Here is a 15,928-nt window from a genome sequence, read left to right as displayed (position 1 = left end):
AATTTGACCCGGAGGGACGCCATGAGCAGCATGAAAGACCGCGAAGAGGGCTTTGAGCGTAAATTCGCATTCGACGAGGAACTTCGGTTCAAGGCCTCGGCGCGCCGCAACAAGGCGCTCGGCTTGTGGGCCGCCGAAAAGCTCGGAAAGTCCGGCACTGATGCCGACGCCTATGCCAAGGAAGTGGTTGTCTCCGACATCGAGGAGGCCGGCGACCACGACGTGTTCCGCAAGATCCGTCGGGATTTCGACGCGGCCGGCGTCGAGCAGTCGGACCACCAGATCCGCCGCACCATGGACGAGTTGATGGCGCAAGCGATCGAGCAGATCAAGAACACCTGATCCGGCCATGCGCTGATCCCGGCCATACGCTGGACCAATCGACCGCCCGGCCTATCCGGGCGGTTTTTCTTTGCCTTTGCCGCGGTTTCCGGCTGAAACTGCGGTCGCTAACAAGGAAAGAGTTCATGTCCCTGAAGTCCCGCCTCGCGGCCGATGAAACGTTGTTCACCGCATGGTCCGGTGTGCCGGATGCCTTGACCGTCGAAATCGTCGCCAAGCAGGGTTTCGATGCCGTCACGCTCGACATGCAGCATGGCGGCCATCACGAAGACAGCGTGCTGCGTGGTCTGGTGCCGGTGCTCGCAACCGGTAAGCCGGCACTGGTGCGCATTCCCGTTGGCCGTTTCGACATGGCAAGCCGCGCGCTCGATTTCGGCGCCGAGGCTGTCATCGCGCCGATGGTGAACTCGGTTGCCGACGCAAAACTGTTCGCGGCCGCCATGAAATACCCACCGCTCGGCGAGCGCTCCTGGGGCCCGACTTACGCTTTTCCGCGCCACGGCCAAGGCGCCCAGGCCGACTGGCTGCGCGACACCAACCAGCGCACCATGGCCTTCGCCATGGTCGAGACGCGTGCGGCCCTCGATGCGCTCGATGGCATTCTCGACACGCCCGGCATCGACGGCATCTTCCTCGGCCCGTCGGATTTCTCGATCGCCTGGAGCAATGGCGCCACGGTCAATTCGACGCTGGAAAGCATGATGGAGACGGTTGCCTCGGTGGCCGAGCGCACCCGCAAGGCCGGCAAACATGCGGCGATCTACGTTGTCGAGCCGGCAATTGCCGGCCGTGTCGTGTCGATGGGCTATCGCCTGCTGGCCATGGGCTCCGAGCATTCGCTGATCGGGCTTGGCGCAAAAACGCTGATCAAGAGCGTCCGCGATTCGATCGGGTCCTGAACGATCAGGGTTTCAAATCCGTCAGGAATTTGGCGAAGGTCATCGAACCTTCGGGCCACGGCCCGAAGCCTGAATCCGCGTTCAGATGACCGGTCTCGCCGGCATCGATGAACAGCGAACCCCAGGCGCCGGCGATATCCTCTGCGACATCGAAGGCGCAGAACGGATCGTTGCGGCTGGCAATCACGATCGAGGGAAAGGGCAGCGGCTCACGCGGGTAGGGGCCGAAGGTCATCAGGTGCCTGGGCCTGATCTCGGGATTGGCGACGTCGGGCGGTGCCACGAAGAAGGCCCCGGCGACCGGCTTGCGGAATTGCGGAATGGCTTGCACCGCAGTGGCGACGCCGAGCGAGTGCGCGACCAGCACGACCGGCCGCTCGGCCTCGTTGACCGCCTTGGCGACGCTCGCCGTCCAGTCCTCGCGCACTGGCTTCGACCACTCCGCCTGTTCGACGCGGCGCGCCGTCGACAGCTTCGACTGCCAGCGGCTCTGCCAATGGTCGGGGCCGGAATTGGTGTAGCCCGGCACGATGAGAATATCTGCTTCCTTGACCTTCATGGCGCTGAGATAGCGAGCGGCATCGCTTCGCGCAACCGGCAGAAACGCCACTTTTGATCACAATAGTGAACACCATGTTCGCTTCTTCGCGTCTTGTGTGAACGATGCCGATGGACGATCTGTGGTCAGGAAAAAGAAACAGCCGTGTGCGGGAACCCTGACTTTGGAACTGACACGACGTACAATGATCGGCGGAGTGGGGCTTCTCGCTTTGGGAGCTTCATCGCAGGCCGGTCGAACGGAGCATTTGATGAGCGAGTTGCCTTTTGCCGCCACCACCCCGGTCAGCGTTGCCCGCGTCGGGCTGAAGGCGCGCGACGCGGAAAGCCTTGCCGCATATTATCGCAGCATCGTCGGTCTGCAGGAACTGAGCCGCGCCGATGGGGCGATCACGCTGGGCGCTGCCAACCGTCCGCTGCTGGTCATCGAGGCCGATCCTTCGGCCAAGCCGGATGATCCGCGCAGCGCGGGCCTGTTCCACACCGCTTTCCTGCTGCCCAGCCGCGCCGATCTCGGCCGCTGGATCAACCACGCCATATCAAACAAGATCGCCATCGAGGGCGCTTCCGACCATCTGGTCAGCGAAGCGCTGTACCTGACCGACCCGGAGGGCAATGGCATCGAGATCTATGCCGACCGCCGTCCGCAGGACTGGAAGTGGAATGGCGACAAGATTGCCATGGCAACGGAGCGGCTGAACATTCCGTCCGTCGTTGCCGAAGTGCCTGCGGGTGACGCCGGCTGGCAGGGCGCGCCGGAAAACAGCATCGTCGGCCATGTCCACCTGCGTGTCGGCAGGCCGGAAGACGCCGAAGCCTGGTGGAACCAGGAATTCGGCTTCGACACGGTGGCGAAATATGGCGGCCAGGCGGTGTTCCTGTCGTCGGGCGGCTATCACCACCACATCGGCGCCAACGCCTGGCAGAGTTCGGGCGCCGGCCGCCGCGATCCGAGCCGGTCGGGCCTTGCCTGGGTCGAAATGCGGTCGGACAATGTGAAGGCTGAGACGAGCCGCGAGGATCCGTGGGGCACGGTGATTAGGACCGTTCCAGGGAAAGCTTGATGGCGTTGGCGACAGCTTCTTTCTCCCCGTATAGTGACGGGGAGAAGGCAGCTTATCCGAACACCCGCTTGAAGATCGTGTCGACATGCTTGGTGTGATAGCCCAAGTCGAATTTCTCGCGGATCTCGGCTTCCGGCAGCGCTGCGGTCACTTCCTTGTCGGCCAATAATTCCTCAAGAAAATCAGCGCCTTGCTCCCACACTCTCATGGCGTTGCGCTGCACCAGCCGGTAGGAGTCTTCGCGCGACAGGCCGGCCTGCGTCAGCGCCAGCATGACGCGCTGCGAATGCACGAGGCCGCGGAACTTGTTCATGTTTTTCATCATGTTGTCGGGATAGACGAGCAGCTTGTCGATGACGCCGGTCAGCCGTGACAGCGCGAAATCGAGCGTCACCGTGGCGTCCGGCCCGATCATGCGTTCGACCGAGGAGTGCGAGATGTCGCGCTCATGCCAGAGCGCCACATTCTCCATCGCCGGCAGCGCCATGGAGCGTACCATGCGGGCAAGCCCGGTGAGGTTTTCGGTCAGCACCGGGTTGCGCTTGTGCGGCATGGCCGACGAGCCCTTCTGGCCCGGCGAAAAATACTCCTCCGCCTCCAGCACTTCGGTGCGCTGCAAATGCCGGATCTCGATCGACAGCCGCTCGACCGACGAGGCGATGACGCCCAGCGTCGCGAAGAACATGGCGTGGCGGTCACGCGGGATCACCTGCGTCGACACCGGCTCGGGCTTCAGGCCGAGCTTCGCCGCCACGTGCTCCTCGACATAGGGGTCGATGTTGGCGAAGGTGCCGACCGCCCCGGAGATCGCACAGGTGGCGATATCCTCCCGCGCGTGCACCAGCCGCTCGCGGCAGCGCGAGAACTCGGCATAGGCTTGCGCCAGCTTGACGCCGAAGGTGGTCGGCTCGGCATGGATGCCGTGGCTGCGGCCGATGGTGACGGTGTCCTTGTGCTCGAAGGCACGGCGCTTGAGCGCCGAGAGCAGGCCGTCGATGTCGGCGAGCAGGATGTCGCTGGCGCGGGTCAGCTGTACGGCAAAGCAGGTGTCTAGAACGTCCGACGAGGTCATGCCCTGGTGGATGAAGCGGGCGTCCGGTCCGACGAATTCGGCAAGATGGGTGAGGAAGGCGATGACGTCATGCTTGGTGACGCGCTCGATCTCGTCGATCGCCTCGACATTGAATTTTGCCGCACTGCCCTTTTCCCAGATGGTTTTGGCCGCTTCTTTTGGAATGACGCCGAGTTCGGCCAATGCGTCGCACGCATAGGCTTCGATCTCGAACCAGATGCGGAACCGGGTCTCGGGCGACCAGATGGCGACCATTTCCGGCCGGGAATAGCGAGGGATCATCGGTCAGTCCTGACATATCAAGAAGTTTGCCCGCGTCCTAACAGAGGTGCGCAAAATGCTCAACGCTGCTGGCGCGCAAACCAGACGCCCGCGGCAAACAGAGCGATGAAACCAACTGGAAAATAGAGCCGGATGCCCAGCACCACGAACTGATAGAGCGCAATCAACGTCGTGAAGACGAACTGGAGAACCCAGGTGCGGGTGAAAGCAGGCGCATGCCACTCGGCGTAATAGGAGCGGTACTGCAGGGCAAACAGCCCGCCGGTCAGGCCGATCGTCGCAGCAGCGAGGCACACGAAGGCCGCGGCGAAGGCGACTTCCCACCGTCTTCCCTGCGAGACCAGCCGCGCCGCAAACAGGCCGATCGGAAAGGCCAGCGCAGCTCCCACCGCAAACAGCGCGGTGACAATGCGGATTTTCGCCGGCGTCTCCCAGTCGTCCAACAACAGAGTGACAAGTGCACTGGCGCCCATCGTCGCCGCCCATAGCAAGGCGCCACAAAAAGCCATGCGCGGCGTCGGTATCGCGCGGCGAAGGTGGTTCAGCGCACGATCGCGCGCGGCGGGTTGAGCAGGGGATGTCACAGCCGGCCGGTCACCGCGATCCAGCGAAAGTCCGGCCCCTCGAAGCCGTATTGGCGCACCGCGATCAGCACCGCATAGGCGCTGAGGCTGTCCATGGAAAAGGTCTGCACGGCGCCGATGCGATAGCCGTTCGGACAGCCCCGGCTTTTCGGTATCGCCTTATCCTCGTGCAGCAGCTTCGTCGTGCCGCCATCCTGCGCCTCGATGCGCAGCAGCCGAAAGCCGTTGATCTCGCCCTGGCTCTCGCAGCCCTCGGTGTTGTTCATGCCTAGCTCGTCGAGGCGGAACTCGAGCGGCTGGTCGACCGGCGAGAAGATCGGGCGCGGGTTGACCGCCATCCGGTGCGGATCGGCCGAAAGCTCGGTCACCGGATTGAAACCCGCGGTGATGCCGCGATTGGCGCTCAGCTCGGCCTGACTGACAATGGCTTCGCCTTTTTGCCGGGCCTGAAGGCGCGCCGCGTCCAGTTTGGCGTTCTCGTCCTCAAGCCGGACCCGGATCGGTGTGCCCTTGAGAAAGCTATCGGTGCTGGTGTCGATGTAGTAGCGGTTGGCATAGGGAACGCCCGATCCATCCTGCACGCCATATTCCTCGAAAGCAAAGACGCTGCCGTCCTTGGTGAAGCCGAGGATTTCAAGTTCGGCGACATCGCCGGCATGAGCGGCGATCGAGGTCGCAAACTGTGCAAGCAGGCCAACGGCAAACAGAAAGAGCATTCGCATCGGTCTTCACCCCCGTCATCGTCTCAATCCCCTAGCACGACAGAATCCAAACGTCGTGCCGTGCGAAAGCCGATGCATCCAATCGGCCCGTCATTTGTTAATGTCGGCAGCCCCAATGGAGAACCACCATGACCGACACCAGCAAAATTCGTGAGCATATGGAAGTCGTCGGCGCCGATGGCGTGCATGTCGGCACTGTCGACAAGGTCGATGGCCAGCGCATCAAGCTGACCAAGGCCGATAGCGGCGAGGGCGCTCACAAGGGCCATCACCATTACATTCCCCTGAGCCTGATTGCCGAGGTCGATGGCAAGAAGGTCTGGCTGTCGGCGAATTCCGATGTCGCGGTGACGTTCGAGGAAGAAAAGTCCGACCCGGTCTGATCAGCCCTTCGCTTCACCCCAGGCGTGACGACCAGACCGGAAACAGATCGTTTTCGGCAGGCGTCGCGGCAAACACGCCGCGGCTGATGGCCCGCGCCATCGTGGCGCCGGCCGCGGCATAGAGATCGATCGCCGCATCGGCGGCGAGTTCGATGCCGCTCGTGCTCGTCGCCAGCGCAAACACCAGGTCGCCATCGGCCGGCGTGTGGGTCGGCCAGATGGCGCGCACGAACCCGTCATGCGCCGATATCGCCAGCCGTTTTGCAGCGGCCTTGGTGAGAACCGCATCGGTGGCAATGACGGCGATGGTGGTGTTGCCGCCGGTCTCCGTCTGCTGGTTAAAATGCTTGTCGCGGTATTTCAAAAGAATCCGTTTCGCCTCGTCCGGCATCGGCGAGGGATAGCCAAGCCCACCGAATTCGTCGCCGATTTCGAACGGCGCCGCCCAGAAATGGCGGGTTCGACCTGTTGTCACCGATCCGGTCGGGTTGACGGCGGCCAGCGCACCGATGGTGACGCCATTGTCGAGCAGCGTCGAGGCGGAGCCGAGGCCGCCTTTCAGCCCCGAAGTAAGCGCGCCGGTGCCGGCGCCGATCGTCCCAAGCTGGAAATCGGCGGTGGCGGTTTGCGCTGCTTCATAGCCAAGCTCGCGGTAGGGCGGATAACGGCCCCAATCCTTGTCGCCGCCATTGCGCAGGTCGAACAGTATCGCCGACGGCACGATCGGCACGCGAAAGCCACCGACCTCGAGGCCGATGCCGCGTTCACGCAACGCCGCCTGCACGCCGGAAGCCGCGTCAAGGCCGAAAGCCGAACCGCCCGAAAGCACCACGGCGTGCACCACCTCGACCGAATTGTGCGGTTCGAGCAGGTCTGTCTCGCGGGTGCCCGGCGCACCACCCAGGATCTGAACGCCGGCCACCGTCGGCCCATCGCAAAGGATAGCCGTGACGCCTGATTTCAGCCTGGCGTCGGACGCATTACCGACGCGCAGGCCGGCAACGTCGGTGATCAGGTTGCGTGGGCCGGTGCGAAACATCAGTTGCTTTCCAAAGGCGCAAAACGCGTGCCGTCGAAGCGGAAGACGCGATAGGGGCTCTTGCTGAGGTCGCCCTTCGCATCAAACCGGATCGGCCCGATCGCAGTGGTGAAATCCTGTCCGGTCAGGGCTTCGGTCAGCGGCTTGCCCGAGCTTTCTGACAGGCCTGACGCCGCCTTGGCGACCTCGATCGCCGCAAAGGCCGGCAGCGTATAACCGTCCGGCACGATCTTCTGCGTGGCAAAGGCCGCCAACACTTTGGGGTCGGCGACATCGGCCCATTCCGGCGGTGCGATCATCAGCGTGCCCACGGCATAGGGCACGTCGCCCGGCGGTGTGCGGAGATTTTCGCCGCCGGCAAAGACGATGCCCGCTTGAAGCTGTGCGGCATCGCGGCCCATGATGGCGATGTCGTCGCCGTCGCCACCGGCAAAGACATGCGTCGCGCCGGCCTTCTTCAGCCGACCAATCATGCCGATCTGATTGTCGAGCTGTGGCCGGAACGTATCGATGAATACCGGTTTCAGCGCTGCCTGTTCGGCCGCTGCCCGCAACGTCTCGGCGATCTCACGGCCGTAGATGGTGCCGTCGTCGATAATGGCGAACAGCTCGTTCTGCCACAGATGGATGAGGGCGGAGGCGACGGTGTTGCGCTCATCGTCGCCGCGTGGCCCGAGGCGATAGACCGGCCAGCCGGTCTTGGCGCGGCGGTCGGTCAGGCTCTCGGTTCGCACGCCAACGGTGATGACCGGAATGTTGGCGTCCTTCAGGATCGGCATCGCCGCCTCGATCGCCTCGGTGCAGAGAAAGCCGACGACGATATTGACCTTGGCGGCTGCGAATTCCCTGGCCGCGGCAGCGCCGCCATCAGCGGTGCAGGCGTCATCCACGGTCTTGAGTTCGATGCCGTTCGCTTCGGCGGCCAGACCGGTGCCGGCCTCGATCTGCTTGCCGAGAATCGCCGATGGTCCCGACAGGGGCGCTGAGACGCCGACCAGCAGCGTCTGGGCGCTGGCGGCGCTGGCCATGAACAGCCAGAACAGCGCCGCTATTGTTGTTGTCCTGGGTCGCATTCGGGCGATGGGGTCCTCCGTGCCGGTCTTATGCTCCTGGCACTATTGCCGCCAAGACCTAAAGGCTGCCCGGCCTTGGTGCAACACGGGATTTCGGGATATGGCTCAGGCACTTCGCTTGTGGCGGGCTATGTCTGGCCATATATGTCGGTAGGATCCTGGGCATGGAAAATTTACGGTGCTGAAGAAGAACGACATTGGGCCGCAGGCCTATCGCGATGCGATGAGCCACTTTGCCGGCCACGTCCATGTGGTCACCACCGACGGGCCGGCCGGCAGGCGAGGCACGACGGTGATCGCCGCCTGTTCGGTGTCGGACACGCCGCCCACCATCCTGGTCTGTCTCAACCGCGAAAATGCCAAGAATGAGCTGTTCGTGAAAAACGGCAGGTTTGCACTGAACACGCTGGCCTCGCACCAGGAGCCGCTGTCGGTCGGCTTTTCCGGCATCACCGGCCTGCCGGTCGAGGAACGTTTCGCGCTCGGCGAGTGGGACGTGATCTCGACAGGCGCGCCGACGCTGAAAGGGGCGCTCGCCGTATTCGACTGCGAATTGATCGACACCAAGGACCTGGCCACCCATCGTGTGCTTTTTGGCAAGGTGACAGGCCTGCGGATGGGCGATAATTTGCGGCCGCTGATCTATCACGCCCGCGGCTACCACGTCCTGGAAAGCGGAGCGGCGGCGTTCACGGAGAAAGAATGACCGAGCTGAAACCGCGCGCCGCGCCAGGGACGATCGACGAGACGCTCGATCTCCTGACCGGTGCGGACTATGTGGCAGACCGGTCGCTGGCGACCGTGCTGTTCCTGTCGTTGCGTATGAAGCGGCCGCTTTTCCTCGAGGGCGAGGCCGGCGTCGGCAAGACCGAGATCGCCAAGGTGTTGGCACAGGCGCTTGGCCGCCGGCTGATCCGCCTGCAGTGCTATGAAGGCCTAGACGTCTCGTCCGCCGTCTATGAGTGGAACTACGCCGCGCAGATGATCGAAATCCGCATGGAGGAGGCGGCCGGCAAGGTGGAGCGCTCCGCCATGGAGCGCAACGTCTTCTCCGAAAAATACCTGATCCGCCGACCGGTACTCGATGCGCTGACCGGAAAGACGGGCGCTGCCCCGGTTTTCCTGATCGATGAGCTCGACCGCACCGACGAGGCGTTCGAGGCCTTCCTGCTCGAAATCCTGTCCGACTTCCAGGTGACGGTGCCTGAACTCGGCACCATCAAGGCGGAAGAACCGCCGATCGTCATCATCACCACCAACCGCACCCGTGAAATTCATGACGCGCTGAAGCGGCGCTGCCTCTATCACTGGGTCGACTATCCCAATGCCGAGCGCGAGTTGGAGATCGTGCGCCGTAAGGTGCCGCAGGCCAACCAGCGGCTTTCGGCAGAAGTGGTCTCCTTCATCCAGAAGCTGCGCCAGATCGAATTGTTCAAGGTGCCTGGCGTCGCCGAAACCATCGACTGGGCCGGCGCGCTGACCGAGCTCGACAAGGTGGCGCTCGATCCGGAAACCGTCTTCGACACCATCGGCGTGCTGTTGAAATACCAGGACGACATTGCCCGCATCGAACAGGGCGAAGGCCGGCGCATCCTCAACGAGGTGAAGGCCGAGCTTTCGGCGGCGGAGTAGGCGATGTTGCGCACCGAACCGAAAGAGGCCATGCCGCACGGGCGGATCGCCGACAACATCGTCTATTTTGCCCGCACCTTGCGCAAGGCCGGCATGCGGGTCGGACCGGCTTCCGTCAAGGACGCAATCGAGGCGGTGCTCGCCGCCGGCATCGGTTCGCGCGATGATTTCTACTGGACGCTGCACGCCGTGCTGGTGTCGCGGCGTGAGGATCACGCCATTTTCGATGAAGCCTTCCGGCTGTTCTGGAAATCGCGCGAGTTGATCGAAAAGATGCTGGCGATGTTTTCGCCGGTCGCACCAGACAACAGGGAAAAGCAGAAGCCCCGTGCTGCCGAGAACCGCGTCAGCCAGGCCATGTTCGAAGGCCATCAGAAGAACCAGCCTCGCCAAGAAGTCCCCGAGATCGAGGTCGACGCCCGCTTCACTTTCTCCGGCAACGAGGTGCTGCGGGCCAAGGATTTTGCCCAGATGAACGCCGCCGAAATGGCCGACGCCAAGAAGGCGATCGCCCAGCTGCGGCTGCCTTTCGACATGGTGCGGACGCGGCGTTTCAAGGCCGATGCGCATGGTCGTCGCATCGATCCGCGCGCCATGATGCGTTCGGCCGCGCGCACCGGCGGCGAATTGATCCTGCCGAAATTCCGCTCAGCCCGCGAGGTTCATCCGCCGCTGGTTGTGCTGGCCGACATTTCCGGCTCGATGAGCCAGTACACGCGCATTTTCCTGCATTTCCTGCATGCGCTGACGGAAAAACGCCGGCGCGTGCACACCTTCGTCTTCGGTACCCGGCTCACCAACCTGACCCGGCAGATGCGCCATCGCGACCCCGATGCAGCCCTGGCCGACTGTTCGGCGGCGGTCAGGGATTGGTCGGGCGGCACCCGCATCGGCGACACGCTGGCGGAGTTCAACCTGATATGGTCGCGGCGCGTGCTGGGGCAGGGCGCGGTCGTGCTTCTGATCACCGACGGGTTGGAGCGCGACGATGTCGCCGGCCTATCGGAGGAGATGGAGCGCCTGCACAAATCCTGCCGGCGATTGATCTGGCTGAACCCATTGCTGCGCTTCGACGGCTTCCAGGCGCGCGCCCGTGGCGTCAAGGCGATGCTGCCGCATGTCGACGAGTTCCGCTCGGTGCACAATCTCGACGCGCTCGTCGATCTCTGCGCGTCATTGGACAAGAAGTCGGCACAATCCGTCGATCCGCGCCGGTGGCTGGAAGCTGGCGCGAGGCACGCCGCATAACCATATCTTTCCCCATCCGGAAAACAGATCCCGAGAAAAACAGACTTCTGGAGAAACGGTCATGGAAAACAGCATTTATCTGGATGAGGCCCGCGACCCGCTGATCATTGCGGAGGGCTGGATGAAGGACGGCAAGGACGTGGCCATCGCGACAGTGGTCGAGACCTGGGGATCGGCGCCCCGACCTGTAGGCAGCCATCTGGTCATCGACACCGACGGCAATTTCCACGGCTCAGTCTCGGGCGGCTGCGTCGAAGGCGCTGTGGTCAGCGAGGCCATCGACGTCATCGACAGCGGCAAGGCCAGGATGCTGGAGTTCGGTGTTGCCGATGAAACCGCATGGCAGGTCGGCCTGTCCTGTGGCGGTCGCATCAAGGTGTATGTCGAAAGGCTCGGCTGATCTAGAATGGATCCCTATGCACTGAAAACACTGAACGCCGAACGACGCGCCCGCCGCGCGGCGATCCTGGTCACCGATCTCGGTGATGGCCGAGACCGGATCGTGCGCGAGAGCGATCAGGTCGCCGGCGATCTCGGAACCGCGATCGCCAAGGCGTTCCGCACCGGCAACTCCGGTTCGGTCGAAGCAGAGGGGCGGACTTTCTTTCTCAACGCGCATCTGCCGCAGCCGCGTCTGGTCGTGATTGGCGCCGTCCATATCAGCCAGGCGCTGGCGCCGATGGCGAAGATCGCCGGCTATCCAGTGGAGATCATCGACCCCCGCACCGCCTTCGCCACGCCGGATCGCTTTCCCGACGTGGCGCTGCATGCCGAATGGCCGGAAGATGTGCTGAAACGCCAGCCGCTTGACAGCTACACCGCGCTCGCCGCTGTCACCCATGACCCAAAGGTCGATGATTTCGCGCTGAAGGCCGCGCTCGACGCCAACTGTTTCTATGTCGGAGCGCTCGGCAGCAGGAAGACGCATGCCAAGCGCGTCGAACGCTTGCTGGCAATGGGCGCGAGCGCCGAACAGATCGCGCGTATTCATGCGCCGATCGGGCTCGACATCGGTGCTGCCAGCCCGGGAGAGATCGCTGTTGCGGTGTTGGCCCAGGCGATCCACGCCTTCCGCTCGCGCGGTCTCGATGCCAAGGGCGCGGCTGCGTGAAATTCGGCCCGATCCCGATCGAGACGGCGGAAGGCGCGGTGCTGGCGCACTCCACCATCGCTGGTGAACGCCGCTTCCGCAAGGCCCACAGGCTGAGCGCCGAAGATGTGGCGCTGCTGCGGGCTGCCGGTGTTTTCGAGGTCGTTGCGGCTGTGCTGGCTGAGGACGACGTCGGCGAGGATGCGGCTGCGCAAACGATTGCCGAAAGCATGGCCTTTCGCGGCATCGAGGCCAAGCCTGCCGCGACCGGGCGGGTCAACCTCCATGCCAAGGCGCCGGGCATCTTCACGGTCGATGCCGCTGCCATCGACGCCATCAATGCCATCGATCCAGCCATCACCATCGCCACGCTGGCGCAGCATGCGCCGGTCGAGAAAGGCCAGATGGTCGCGACGGTGAAGATCATTCCCTTCGCGGTCAGTTCGGCGCTGGTCGACGCCGCGACAGAAATCTGCGCCGCAGGCGAGATCTTTGCCGTCAATGCCTACCGGCCCGTGCGTGTCGGCGTCATCCAGACGGTTCTGCCGGGCATCAAGCCTTCCGTGCTGGACAAGACGCTGCGCGTCACCGAAGCGCGGCTGGCGCGCACCGGGGGCAGGCTGACGGCCGAGCGCCGCACGCCGCATGAGATCGCGCCGGTGGCGGAGGCCACGGCTTCCCTGGTGGGCGACAATGACATGGTGGTGATCTTCGGCGCCTCGGCGATGAGCGATTTCGCCGATGTCATTCCAGCGGCGATCCAGAAAGCGGGGGGTACTGTCATCCGCGCCGGCATGCCGGTCGATCCAGGCAACCTGCTGGTGTTGGGTATGCTTGATGGCAAGCGCGTCATCGGCGCGCCCGGCTGCGCCCGCAGCCCTAAGGAAAACGGCTTTGACTGGGTGCTCGACAGGCTGATCGCCGGTCTCGACGTGACGGCCAGGGATATTGCCGGCATGGGCGTCGGCGGGCTGTTGATGGAAATCCCGACGCGGCCGCAGCCGCGCGAACCGCTGCCGGCCAAAAGCCAGCTCAGGGTCGGCATCGTCCTGCTGGCGGCCGGCCGGTCGAGCCGCATGGGCGGGCCGAACAAGCTTCTGGCACTGTTCGACGGCAAGCCGCTGGTGCGCCGCACCGCCGAGCGGGCGCTCGGCTCGAAGGCGTCTGGCACTGTCGTCGTCACCGGCCACCAGCGCGAGCGGGTGCGCGCCGCGCTGGCGGGCCTCGACGTGACCTTCGCCGACAATCCCGATTTTACCGAGGGCCTGTCCACTTCGCTGAAGGCCGGCATTGCCTATCTGCCGGAAGACGCCGCCGGCGTGATGATCGTGCTCGGCGACATGCCTGATATCACGTCCGATGACCTCGACAGGTTGATCGATGCTTTCGGCAAGGCCGGCGGCAATTCGGTGGTGCGCGCCTCGCATGACGGCAAGCACGGCAACCCGGTGCTGTTGCCGCGTTCGCTGTTTCCGGCGATCGCCCATCTCGAAGGCGACACCGGCGCTCGCCATCTGGTCGAGACCGAAGGGCTCGATGTCATCGATGTCGAGATCGGCGCGGCGGCGTCTGTCGATGTCGACACGCGCGAGGCGCTGGAAGGCGCCGGCGGCGTGCTGCAGGATTGACAAACCCAAGCCGAATTAAGCATGCCTTGGGCATGGCTTTCCGGTTCCCTCCCTCTGCGTTTGCGCCCTTACCCCCCTCTGGCCTCCCGGCCATCTCCCCCTCAAGGGGGGAGATCGGCAGTTTCGATGGCGGCGTCCATCTTGCTTTGGAGATTGGCGAAAGCCGAAGGCGCATCCAATCTCCCCCCTTGAGGGGGAGATGGCCGGAAGGCCAGAGGGGGGCGTGCCGCGCAGTCATCACAGCCATGCTTTTCTTGTTTTCTTCGGCCGCCAACGCCGACACGTTGTCCTTAAAACCCTTCAAGGACGATCTCTTCGCCTATCCGGCCACGCTGTCGTCCGACACCAACGGCGCCTACACGGTCATCGATTACCGCGAGATGCGTGACATCAACCAGCGTGACCAGGTGCCCGAGCGCCGGGTAAACGCCCAATATACCGACACCAGCGTGCGCAAGGTGCAGCAGGATCTGTTGCTGAAAACCGACGCCGGCGATGTCAGGCATGTCGCCGTCGGCAAGACCGAGGGCGCCGGCATCATCGTGCTTTACCTGCACGGGCAGGGCGGCAGCCGCAAGCAGGGTGTCGACGACTTCACCTTCGGCGGGAATTTCAACCGGCTCAAGAACCTGATGGCCGGCAATGGCGGCCTCTATCTCAGCCCGGATTTTACCGATTTCGGCGACAGGGGAGCAGCGCAGGTGGCAGCGCTGATCGGTCACTATGCCGAACAATCTCCAGGCGCGAAGATCTTCGTCGCCTGCGGCTCGATGGGCGGCGCGCTGTGCTGGAAGCTTGCCGCGCGCAAGGACATGGGCGGCCGCATCAGCGGCCTGCTGCTGCTCGGCTCGCTGTGGGATGAGAGCTTCTTCGCCAGCCCTGCTTTCAAGCGCCGTGTGCCGGTCTTTTTTGGCCAGGGCAGTCACGACGTGGTCTTCCCAGTGGCAAATCAGGAAGCATTCTTTCGCTCGATCCTGGCCAAATCGAAGACTTACCCGACCCATTTCGTTCGTTTCGAGTCAGGCACCCATGGCACGCCGATCCGCATGACCGACTGGCGCGGCACGCTCAACTGGATGCTGTCGAAGTCGCCGTGACCGGCGCTGCCTGCAAGCCCGTGTGATGCTCAAGGCGCAGTGTTGTAGTCGACGACAGTCTCGGGGTTTTGCTCGCCGTCATAGGATGCATCGACGTCGTACTGGACCAGCGAGAAATTGCCGTTGCGAAACAGATACGTGCCGGCGTCGGAAGCATCGCCGACCCCGCGCCACTTGTTGAACGTGGTGATCGTCTGAGTGGTCTCGTCATAGTCGGAATTAACCGCCCAGCCGGACGTCTGGAAACCGACGATGCTCATGCCAAGCAATTTGCCGTTGGTGTCATTGTTCTCGTAGCGGATGTCCATCTTGGGTTCGGCGAATTGCAATTGCTGCACGGCCGACATCTCGTCGGTCATGTAGTAGACCGAGCTTTCATTGTAGGCGGCGGCCGAGCAGGAAAAATGGAACAGCCGCGTCTCCTTGTCGGGGTCGCCGGGCTGCGCGTCCTTGTCCTTGTATTTGATTGAAAAGACCGTCGGCTCGTCGGCCAGGAACTGTTTGTCGCACTGGCCGCCATAGGTTGCCAGAAACGCCTTCCTGGCCTGCTCCAGCGCGGTGTCCTTCTTCGGTGGCGGCGGCCCGTCGCCGCAGCTTGGCGGCAGCGCTTCCTCGAAACCGGCGGTGGAGGGTTTCAGCGCGCCTTTTTCGATATGGATCGGATCGAAAGGTGGCTCCGCCTGGATCTGGGCATTCACCTGGCGCAGCGTATAGCAGCCGGCAAAGACCTTTTCGCCGCCGCTCTTGTCGGTGGCGCGGATGGCGACGGGGACGTTGTAGAAAATGCTGCCGGCCGCACCTTCGTCTGAGACAGCCCCGGTCAAGACCTCGACCTTGTCGGTGCCGTCATAGCCCTTGACGAAACTGTCGAAATCCTTTGCTGGCTTTGTATCGCCGAAATACCCCCAGGCGCGGGCGAATTCGTGCCGGCTGATGGCGCTGTAGAGCGAACGCACAACAGCATCGGCGCTCGACCGATCGTCGACATAGGGCGCTTTGGAGGCATCGTCGGCGGCCAATACCGTCTGGCCGATCGGTGCAAGGGAGAGAAAGGCAGTCGCTGCGAAAAGGGCGCGTCTCATCGGGAACCTCCGCTCGATAAGAGGATTCTACGACGGCGATTGCGGCAACGTGGTGACGCAGGGTCGACGGTCTTGAAGAATCGCGCGCGAAGGCGCTACGTCGCGTCCGCCGGCGTTCGGCCGGGCAGGAGAT

General features: G+C 63.6%; 18 protein-coding genes. 11 read left to right on the top strand and 7 right to left on the bottom strand.

What is annotated here, in order from left to right; translation table 11 throughout:
• Positions 1-21 precede the first annotated feature (21 nt).
• Positions 22-342 (top strand): DUF1476 domain-containing protein, encoded by a 321-nt coding sequence (locus LB558_RS01140; protein WP_224695757.1) that lies wholly within the window; start codon positions 22-24, stop codon positions 340-342.
• Positions 343-467: 125 nt separating this feature from the next.
• Positions 468-1,241, top strand: a complete 774-nt coding sequence (locus LB558_RS01135) for an HpcH/HpaI aldolase family protein (protein ID WP_224695756.1) — start codon at positions 468-470, stop codon at positions 1,239-1,241.
• Positions 1,242-1,245: 4 nt separating this feature from the next.
• Here LB558_RS01135 and LB558_RS01130 read toward each other — a convergent pair whose 3' ends face one another.
• On the bottom strand, positions 1,246-1,800 hold the full coding sequence (locus tag LB558_RS01130) for an RBBP9/YdeN family alpha/beta hydrolase (protein WP_128303284.1): 555 nt from the start codon (positions 1,798-1,800) through the stop codon (positions 1,246-1,248).
• A gap of 250 nt (positions 1,801-2,050) precedes the next feature.
• Here LB558_RS01130 and LB558_RS01125 point away from each other — a divergent pair, with 250 nt between their 5' ends.
• Positions 2,051-2,863, top strand: coding sequence for a VOC family protein (locus LB558_RS01125; RefSeq protein WP_224695754.1), 813 nt, complete (start codon positions 2,051-2,053; stop codon positions 2,861-2,863).
• Between the two features lie 52 nt (positions 2,864-2,915).
• On the opposite strand, the gene purB is transcribed toward LB558_RS01125, so the two are convergent.
• The 3 genes from purB to LB558_RS01110 all read right to left on the bottom strand — a co-directional run bounded on the left by purB (position 2,916) and on the right by LB558_RS01110 (position 5,523).
• Positions 2,916-4,217 carry an adenylosuccinate lyase gene (purB, locus tag LB558_RS01120; protein WP_224695752.1) on the bottom strand — a complete coding sequence of 434 codons (1,302 nt, stop codon included), beginning with the start codon at positions 4,215-4,217 and terminating at the stop codon, positions 2,916-2,918.
• A gap of 59 nt (positions 4,218-4,276) precedes the next feature.
• Positions 4,277-4,726 (bottom strand): hypothetical protein, encoded by a 450-nt coding sequence (locus tag LB558_RS01115; protein WP_224695751.1) that lies wholly within the window; start codon positions 4,724-4,726, stop codon positions 4,277-4,279.
• 71 nt (positions 4,727-4,797) lie between these two features.
• A complete protein-coding gene (locus LB558_RS01110; protein ID WP_224695749.1) occupies positions 4,798-5,523 on the bottom strand; it encodes a DUF2259 domain-containing protein in 726 nt (241 codons plus the stop codon).
• A gap of 128 nt (positions 5,524-5,651) precedes the next feature.
• Here LB558_RS01110 and LB558_RS01105 point away from each other — a divergent pair, with 128 nt between their 5' ends.
• Entirely contained in the window at positions 5,652-5,906 is a 255-nt protein-coding gene (locus tag LB558_RS01105) for a DUF2171 domain-containing protein (protein ID WP_013532118.1), read from the top strand.
• Between the two features lie 13 nt (positions 5,907-5,919).
• On the opposite strand, the gene LB558_RS01100 is transcribed toward LB558_RS01105, so the two are convergent.
• Both LB558_RS01100 and LB558_RS01095 read right to left on the bottom strand, forming a co-directional pair.
• Positions 5,920-6,945, bottom strand: coding sequence for a P1 family peptidase (locus LB558_RS01100; RefSeq protein ID WP_224695748.1), 1,026 nt, complete (start codon positions 6,943-6,945; stop codon positions 5,920-5,922).
• Positions 6,945-8,018, bottom strand: a complete 1,074-nt coding sequence (locus tag LB558_RS01095; RefSeq protein WP_224695747.1) for a branched-chain amino acid ABC transporter substrate-binding protein — start codon at positions 8,016-8,018, stop codon at positions 6,945-6,947. Before LB558_RS01095 ends, LB558_RS01100 begins: the two co-directional genes overlap by 1 nt.
• A gap of 178 nt (positions 8,019-8,196) precedes the next feature.
• On the opposite strand from LB558_RS01095, the gene LB558_RS01090 reads away from it, so the two are divergent.
• The 7 genes from LB558_RS01090 (at position 8,197) to LB558_RS01060 (ending at position 14,713) form a co-directional block, all read left to right on the top strand.
• Complete coding sequence (locus LB558_RS01090; RefSeq protein WP_127258325.1) at positions 8,197-8,724, top strand: flavin reductase; 528 nt, start codon at positions 8,197-8,199, stop codon at positions 8,722-8,724.
• The gene (locus tag LB558_RS01085) at positions 8,721-9,650 is read left to right on the top strand and encodes an AAA family ATPase (RefSeq protein ID WP_224695746.1); all 930 of its coding nucleotides are present in this window, start codon (positions 8,721-8,723) and stop codon (positions 9,648-9,650) included. Before LB558_RS01090 ends, LB558_RS01085 begins: the two co-directional genes overlap by 4 nt.
• Before the next feature lie 3 nt (positions 9,651-9,653).
• The gene (locus LB558_RS01080) at positions 9,654-10,898 is read left to right on the top strand and encodes a vWA domain-containing protein (protein WP_224695745.1); all 1,245 of its coding nucleotides are present in this window, start codon (positions 9,654-9,656) and stop codon (positions 10,896-10,898) included.
• A 61-nt stretch (positions 10,899-10,959) separates the two neighbouring features.
• Positions 10,960-11,298 (top strand): XdhC family protein, encoded by a 339-nt coding sequence (locus tag LB558_RS01075; RefSeq protein WP_224695744.1) that lies wholly within the window; start codon positions 10,960-10,962, stop codon positions 11,296-11,298.
• 6 nt (positions 11,299-11,304) lie between these two features.
• Positions 11,305-12,009 carry an XdhC family protein gene (locus LB558_RS01070; RefSeq protein WP_224695743.1) on the top strand — a complete coding sequence of 235 codons (705 nt, stop codon included), beginning with the start codon at positions 11,305-11,307 and terminating at the stop codon, positions 12,007-12,009.
• The gene (locus LB558_RS01065) at positions 12,006-13,616 is read left to right on the top strand and encodes an NTP transferase domain-containing protein (RefSeq protein ID WP_224695742.1); all 1,611 of its coding nucleotides are present in this window, start codon (positions 12,006-12,008) and stop codon (positions 13,614-13,616) included. The genes LB558_RS01070 and LB558_RS01065 overlap by 4 nt, the downstream gene beginning before the upstream one ends.
• Before the next feature lie 245 nt (positions 13,617-13,861).
• Positions 13,862-14,713, top strand: coding sequence for an alpha/beta hydrolase family protein (locus tag LB558_RS01060; protein WP_224695740.1), 852 nt, complete (start codon positions 13,862-13,864; stop codon positions 14,711-14,713).
• A 29-nt stretch (positions 14,714-14,742) separates the two neighbouring features.
• On the opposite strand, the gene LB558_RS01055 is transcribed toward LB558_RS01060, so the two are convergent.
• Complete coding sequence (locus tag LB558_RS01055; protein ID WP_224695739.1) at positions 14,743-15,795, bottom strand: DUF1176 domain-containing protein; 1,053 nt, start codon at positions 15,793-15,795, stop codon at positions 14,743-14,745.
• Positions 15,796-15,928: the final 133 nt, after the last annotated feature.

Source organism: Mesorhizobium sp. CO1-1-8, assembly GCF_020164875.1.
Taxonomy (GTDB): domain Bacteria; phylum Pseudomonadota; class Alphaproteobacteria; order Rhizobiales; family Rhizobiaceae; genus Mesorhizobium.
This window is presented reverse-complemented; position numbering and strand designations above follow the sequence as displayed.

What these genes read in the sequence shown, in the direction of transcription:
- LB558_RS01085 (WP_224695746.1), top strand. Translation starts at nt 8,721, where the DNA reads ATGACCGAGCTGAAACCGCGCGCCGCGCCAGGGACGATCGACGAGACG.
- LB558_RS01075 (WP_224695744.1), top strand. Translation starts at nt 10,960, where the DNA reads ATGGAAAACAGCATTTATCTGGATGAGGCCCGCGACCCGCTGATCATT.
- LB558_RS01135 (WP_224695756.1), top strand. Translation starts at nt 468, where the DNA reads ATGTCCCTGAAGTCCCGCCTCGCGGCCGATGAAACGTTGTTCACCGCA.
- LB558_RS01105 (WP_013532118.1), top strand. Translation starts at nt 5,652, where the DNA reads ATGACCGACACCAGCAAAATTCGTGAGCATATGGAAGTCGTCGGCGCC.
- LB558_RS01100 (WP_224695748.1), bottom strand. Translation starts at nt 6,945, where the DNA reads ATGTTTCGCACCGGCCCACGCAACCTGATCACCGACGTTGCCGGCCTG.
- purB (WP_224695752.1), bottom strand. Translation starts at nt 4,217, where the DNA reads ATGATCCCTCGCTATTCCCGGCCGGAAATGGTCGCCATCTGGTCGCCC.
- LB558_RS01115 (WP_224695751.1), bottom strand. Translation starts at nt 4,726, where the DNA reads ATGGCTTTTTGTGGCGCCTTGCTATGGGCGGCGACGATGGGCGCCAGT.
- LB558_RS01130 (WP_128303284.1), bottom strand. Translation starts at nt 1,800, where the DNA reads ATGAAGGTCAAGGAAGCAGATATTCTCATCGTGCCGGGCTACACCAAT.
- LB558_RS01060 (WP_224695740.1), top strand. Translation starts at nt 13,862, where the DNA reads ATGCTTTTCTTGTTTTCTTCGGCCGCCAACGCCGACACGTTGTCCTTA.
- LB558_RS01140 (WP_224695757.1), top strand. Translation starts at nt 22, where the DNA reads ATGAGCAGCATGAAAGACCGCGAAGAGGGCTTTGAGCGTAAATTCGCA.
- LB558_RS01095 (WP_224695747.1), bottom strand. Translation starts at nt 8,018, where the DNA reads ATGCGACCCAGGACAACAACAATAGCGGCGCTGTTCTGGCTGTTCATG.
- LB558_RS01070 (WP_224695743.1), top strand. Translation starts at nt 11,305, where the DNA reads ATGGATCCCTATGCACTGAAAACACTGAACGCCGAACGACGCGCCCGC.
- LB558_RS01055 (WP_224695739.1), bottom strand. Translation starts at nt 15,795, where the DNA reads ATGAGACGCGCCCTTTTCGCAGCGACTGCCTTTCTCTCCCTTGCACCG.
- LB558_RS01125 (WP_224695754.1), top strand. Translation starts at nt 2,051, where the DNA reads ATGAGCGAGTTGCCTTTTGCCGCCACCACCCCGGTCAGCGTTGCCCGC.
- LB558_RS01080 (WP_224695745.1), top strand. Translation starts at nt 9,654, where the DNA reads ATGTTGCGCACCGAACCGAAAGAGGCCATGCCGCACGGGCGGATCGCC.
- LB558_RS01110 (WP_224695749.1), bottom strand. Translation starts at nt 5,523, where the DNA reads ATGCGAATGCTCTTTCTGTTTGCCGTTGGCCTGCTTGCACAGTTTGCG.